Origin of the sequence: Cellvibrio sp., assembly GCF_039207905.1 — a bacterium.
GTDB lineage: Bacteria > Pseudomonadota > Gammaproteobacteria > Pseudomonadales > Cellvibrionaceae > Cellvibrio.
In genome coordinates, this window is sequence record NZ_JBCECX010000073.1 from 1 (window position 1) to 4,798 (window position 4,798).

Sequence of the window (4,798 nt, forward strand, 5' to 3'; positions counted from 1 at the left end):
GGGGCAAATCTGTATAATAGCGCCGGTCTGCCTGCATCGCCGTTTGAGGCCAGTGTTTTGCAATAGCATCTATTTCCCCGCGTAATGGCTTCCGGCATTTACTCTGAGACACGCCGTGAACCCATCCTTGGGGGGGCGTCGCCCGCGTCCATGCGGGCCACGGTCTCCGAGCAAACACCGGAATCCATTCCGCCAGCTCTGCGGAAATAAATAGATAGCTTTCAACAACACTAAAAACGCCGATGCAGAATCAATTTCTCATCGGCGTTTTTATTTTGAAACAATTCGATATTTTTGATACTTCCCCAGCTAAAACCGTAGCAATTATCGGTGGTGGCCCTGCGGGTTTAATGGCGGCGGAAATTATTGCTGCTGAAGGGCATATTGTGTCGGTGTACGATGCAATGCCATCCGTGGGGCGAAAGTTTTTATTGGCTGGTGTGGGTGGGATGAATATTACTCACGCAGAACCGGCGGAAGATTTTCGCGCGCGCTATTCCGCAAATGCTCAATTTCTCAATACATTAAAACAATTCGATGCAACCGCTCTGCAGAGTTGGGTGCATGGTTTGGGAATTGAAACCTTTGTGGGTACCTCCGGTCGAGTCTTTCCCAAAGATATGAAAGCAGCACCACTATTGCGTGCATGGTTGCATCGTCTGCGCGACTTGGGTGTAAAAGTTTATCCGCGTCATCGTTGGTTGGGTTGGGATGATGACAAAGAATTAATTTTTTCTGCGCCTGATGGCGAAAGAGTCATTACCAAAACGATTACTGCTGATGCAGTGCTTTTGGCGTTAGGTGGAGCGAGCTGGCAACGATTAGGTTCCGATGGCGCTTGGGTTCCGCTGTTGCGCGAGCGCAATGTGCAAGTGAATGAATTGGTGCCGAGTAATTGCGGATTTGATGCGACCTGGAGCGAGGTTTTACTTAGCCAGCATGCGGGCGCGCCTTTGCATGGTGTTGGGTTGAGTTGTATCGATGCACAGGGAATGTCGCGCAGCGTTTTATCTGAAGCCATTATTAGCAATTATGGTATTGAAGGAACGGGTATTTATGCGTTGTCAAAATATCTGCGCGAAAGCCTCACACAAAATGGTTCGGCGTTGCTGAATATTGATCTCTTGCCGGATTTGTCCGCAGATAAAATTGTGCAGCGGTTGAATAAACCGCGCGAGAAAAATTCGCTCAGCAACTTTCTGCGTAAGCAACTAAATCTGTCCCCCGTCAAGCTTGCTTTACTGCGTGAGCTGACTACAAAAAATACATTTGAAAATTCTGCGCTACTGGCGCTGGCAATTAAAAAGCTTTCACTAACGCTCACTGCAACGCGTCCAATCGATGAAGCAATTAGCAGTGCTGGTGGTATCGCGACCAAAGAACTGAGTTCTGAGTTCATGCTCAAAAAAATCCCCGGTGTGTTTGCCGCCGGTGAAATGCTCGATTGGGATGCACCTACTGGCGGCTACTTGTTGACTGGTTGTTTTGCCAGTGGGCGCGCAGCAGGATTCGGCGTAGTGCGTTACTTGCGGGATGTTCGTTAATGCGCGCATTGGTAATAGGTTATGTTTGGCCGGAGCCGGCATCATCAGCGGCGGGCACTCGCATGCTGGAGCTGGTGCAGTTGCTATTGCAGATGAATTATCAAGTTACTTTTGCATCGGCAGCTGCGTTATCAGAACATCGCTTTGATTTAAATAGCATCGGCGTGGAAGAAAAAACAATCGCGCTGAATTGCAGCAGCTTTGATGAGTTTTTGCGCGAGCTGCAGCCATCGCTGGTGTTATTTGATCGCTTTTTTACCGAGGAGCAATTTGGTTGGCGTGTTGAGCAATCCTGCCCTGACGCGTTACGAATTCTCGATACCGAAGATCTGCACAGCCTCCGCCATGCGCGCCAGCAGTTATTGAAGTCCGCACAAAAATTGTGTGCGAGTGAAAAAGAAAAACAATCGGTTGCTCCTGTCACCGCTGATAGCGATGTTCTTTATAAACAGATGTGCGCTGGTGATATGGCGGTGCGCGAAGTGGCTGCAATTCTCCGCTGTGATCTTTCGTTAATGATTTCAGAATTTGAAATCGAATTGTTGCAGCGTTATTTTTCTGTTCCATCACAGCTACTTTTCTACTGCCCATTCCTTTCGCAATCTGCAATTGAATCGGAAACAGTTCACAATTTTTCAAATCGCCAGCATTTTATTGCGATAGGCAATTTTCGCCATGAACCCAACTGGGATTCGGTGCTTTGGCTCAAGCATCAGTTGTGGTCGATGATTCGCGCGCAACTTTCTGCTGCGGGAATGGCGCAGGCTGAACTGCATATCTATGGCGCCTACCCACCGCCCAAAGCGACGCAATTGCACAATGTGAAAGAAGGATTTCATATCAAAGGTTGGGCTGCTGATGCGCAACTGGTTATGCAAAGTGCAAAAGTGTGTCTCGCCCCCTTGCGCTTTGGTGCGGGTATCAAAGGCAAGTTAATGGATGCCATGCGCTGCGGCACTCCATCGATCACCACCAGCATTGGTGTTGAGTCCATGAGTGGTGGATTGCCTTGGGGTGGTGCTGTTGCGGATAGCGCCGAAGTATTTGTTGATGAGGCGGTCAGGCTTTATCAGCAGGAAAATATCTGGCAGCAAAAACAGCAGCAGGGCTTCACTATTTTGCGCGATTACTTTTATCGCGAAAATTATTCCCTCGCGCTACAGAATCGTTTTGCGGAACTGGTCGACAATATCCAGCGCGAGCGCAGCGATAACTTCATCGGTCAAATGCTTCGTCACCATCATCATAAAAGCACCCAATATATGGGGCAGTGGATTGAAGCGAAAAATAAGTAATTCTTTTTCTCGTACCTGCTTATCTACTCTCCTAAATTCGTACTTCACCTTCCCACTTTAGATCTTTAAAGGTGCTACTCGGGAATGTGACGCAATTGTTTGACAACGTTGTCTGATGGGCATAGCCTGTTTTTCGGCACGTTGTACCTGCCTGAATCATGTGAATAGCCTTGGGTCGTATCCGGCGACTCCCATTCACAGCAAATACGATAAGTGAAAAACGAATTCAGTTGCATCGGTTGTATGGGTGCCATTTAGTCACCCGAAGTATCTCTACTTCCCCAGGAATGTTCCGCTCTCAGGACACCACCCATCGTATGTCGTCTGGATAAACCGTTTTTAATAAATCAACCATCCCCTTGTCAGGGGTAATAAAAACAGGACAGATAATCATGAGCATTAAAAAACTTCTCGGCATGGCCGCGGTATTTTTATGTGCAGGACAGGCTTACGCCTATAACTGTAGCGGTGTGGCGCAATATGTAGATGGCCGCTCCTACAATAACAATGCGATCGTGCAGAACGCGGGTAGCGCTTTTAGCTGTAAAGTGGCTGGCTGGTGCACCGTCGGCGGCCCATACGCACCCGGCACAGGTTGGGCAGCAGCGGAGGCTTGGACCAATCTTGGCTCTTGCGGTACAACCACCACCAGTTCAACACCGCGTTCGAGCACGCCTTCCGGCACTACTTCAAGCACCCCATCAACCGGCGGCAACTGCCCTAACTGGGCTGCGGGCACTAACTACACTGTTGGTGTGGTAGTGAGATACAACAACGCTTTCTATCGCGCTAAAAACGAGAACCCTGGATACGATCCAGTGATCAGTACCTGGTTCTGGGAGCCGGTTGCTTCTTGCCCCGGCGGCACCAATACCTCAAGCAGCTCTGGCAATAACGGCAGTTGCGCTGCGTGGGTTGCGGGAAGAATGTATTACGCAGGCAATACCGTTAGCTACAACGGTGGTACTTTCCGCGCGAAGTATGACAACCCCGGTTACGATCCATTGATCAGCACCTGGTTCTGGGAGCCAACCAGCGGCTGTAACGGTTCTGGTAACTCAAGCTCATCTACACCTAATACCGGTACCGGGTTTGGTGCTGTAGTGAGCGAAACGCAATTTAACCAAATGTTCCCTGGTCGCAATCCTTTCTACACCTATGCAGGTTTAGTGGCCGCTACCCAAACCTATCCTGCGTTTGCAGGCACTGGTGATCTCCAACTGAAAAAACGTGAAGCAGCAGCAGCGCTCGCCAACTTCTCCCATGAGACTGGCAGTTTCGTACACGTTACCGAGATTGCGCGTGGCTTGTACTGCAGTGATTGGGGTAATTTGGCGACCTGTCCATGTGAGCCAGGCAAGCAATACTACGGCCGTGGTCCGATCCAATTGAGCCACAACGGTAACTACTGTGCTGCTGGTGCTGCGTTAGGTTTGAATTTGCGTGCTAACCCTGAGATTGTTGAGCAAAACGCGACAGTAGCCTGGCAGACAGCAATCTGGTTCTGGATGACCCAGAGCGGATCAGGTTATCGCCCTGCGCACGACAACATTGTTAATAACTATGGCTTCGGTGAAACCATCCGTACTATTAACGGTGCAATCGAATGTAATGGCGGAAACACTGCGCAAGTGCAAAGCCGTATCAATGAGTTCAACCGCATCCTCCAGATTATTGGCGGAACTGCGGGTAATAATCTAGGCTGTTAATGAGCTTGGTTTGTTAATCGTTTGATAAAAAAACACCGCGCATTTGCGCGGTGTTTTTTTATGGGGCCCATTTTTATTCTTTGAAGATTAAGTTGTAGCTTGAATAACTAAAATATCACCCCATCTGCTCTTCAATCCCGCCTTCGGTAAATTTATGTATCGTCAGGAACGCAATTGTGCGCAGCAAATTCGCACTCCTATTTGGAGTGGAGTTCTGCTTGTCGGCATTTTGTGGGCGTTGGCTATCTGG

At 49.1% G+C, this 4,798-nt stretch carries 3 protein-coding genes; all 3 read left to right on the plus strand.

Annotated features, from left to right (window positions below; genetic code table 11):
* The first annotated feature begins 242 nt into the window (after window positions 1–242).
* The 3 genes from AAGC78_RS21650 to AAGC78_RS21660 all read left to right on the plus strand — a co-directional run bounded on the left by AAGC78_RS21650 (window position 243) and on the right by AAGC78_RS21660 (window position 4,548).
* A complete protein-coding gene (locus tag AAGC78_RS21650) occupies window positions 243–1,544 on the plus strand; it encodes a TIGR03862 family flavoprotein (RefSeq protein WP_435786187.1) in 1,302 nt (433 codons plus the stop codon).
* A complete protein-coding gene (locus AAGC78_RS21655) occupies window positions 1,544–2,839 on the plus strand; it encodes a glycosyltransferase (RefSeq protein ID WP_435786188.1) in 1,296 nt (431 codons plus the stop codon). The genes AAGC78_RS21650 and AAGC78_RS21655 overlap by 1 nt, the downstream gene beginning before the upstream one ends.
* Window positions 2,840–3,231: 392 nt before the next feature.
* Window positions 3,232–4,548, plus strand: coding sequence for a glycoside hydrolase family 19 protein (locus AAGC78_RS21660; RefSeq protein WP_435786189.1), 1,317 nt, complete (start codon window positions 3,232–3,234; stop codon window positions 4,546–4,548).
* Window positions 4,549–4,798: the final 250 nt, after the last annotated feature.

Bases quoted from the DNA above. Each gene is read 5' to 3' on its own strand.
- AAGC78_RS21660 (WP_435786189.1), top strand. From the start codon at position 3,232: ATGAGCATTAAAAAACTTCTCGGCATGGCCGCGGTATTTTTATGTGCA.
- AAGC78_RS21650 (WP_435786187.1), top strand. From the start codon at position 243: ATGCAGAATCAATTTCTCATCGGCGTTTTTATTTTGAAACAATTCGAT.
- AAGC78_RS21655 (WP_435786188.1), top strand. From the start codon at position 1,544: ATGCGCGCATTGGTAATAGGTTATGTTTGGCCGGAGCCGGCATCATCA.